This window comes from Bhargavaea massiliensis, assembly GCF_050480245.1.
Lineage (GTDB): Bacteria > Bacillota > Bacilli > Bacillales > Anoxybacillaceae > Anoxybacillus.
The window spans coordinates 1-737 of record NZ_JBCNEQ010000061.1 but is presented as its reverse complement, the minus strand read 5'-3'; the positions used below and the strand labels follow the sequence as shown (position 1 = coordinate 737).

Annotated in this window: 1 protein-coding gene; it reads left to right on the top strand. The window is 44.6% G+C overall.

Annotation, left to right across the window (positions count from 1 at the left end; translation table 11 throughout):
- The coding region (locus ABEV15_RS11335) for a malate:quinone oxidoreductase (protein ID WP_498853259.1) at positions 1–737 on the top strand (737 nt) is incomplete at both ends.

Here is a 737-nt window from a genome sequence, read left to right as displayed (position 1 = left end):
AGTTGTATTATAAACATCATGTTGAAGATATGAAACGAACAAGTGACAACTTATGGGAAGTAAAAGTACGCAATTTAGCGACAGGGGAAGTTGACGTTCACACAGCGAAGTTCGTCTTTATCGGGGCAGGCGGCGGCAGCTTGCATTTACTACAAAAATCCGGCATCCCTGAAGGAAAAGGAATCGGTGGATTCCCGGTAAGTGGGCTGTTTATGGTGTGCAACAATCCAGACATTATCGAGCAACATCATGCGAAAGTGTACGGCAAAGCGAAAGTTGGGGCACCTCCAATGTCTGTTCCACATCTCGATACACGTTTTATTGACGGTAAAAAAATGTTATTGTTCGGGCCGTTCGCTGGATTTTCACCGAAATTTTTAAAGAACGGATCGCTGTTTGATTTAATCACATCTGTCAAGCCGCATAACGTGTTAACGATGCTTGCGGCAGGAGCAAAAAACATGGCATTAACAAAATATTTAATTGAACAAGTGATGTTATCAAAAGAACAGCGCATGGAAGAATTGCGTGAATTTATCCCGCATGCGAAAAGCGAAGATTGGGATGTCATTATTGCCGGTCAGCGTGTACAAGTCATTAAAGATACAGAAGCAGGTGGCAAAGGCACGCTTCAATTCGGTACGGAAGTTGTTGCCGCCCATGACGGCTCGGTTGCTGCGCTACTTGGTGCATCACCAGGCGCTTCAACAGCTGTTCACGTCATGCTTGAAGTGATT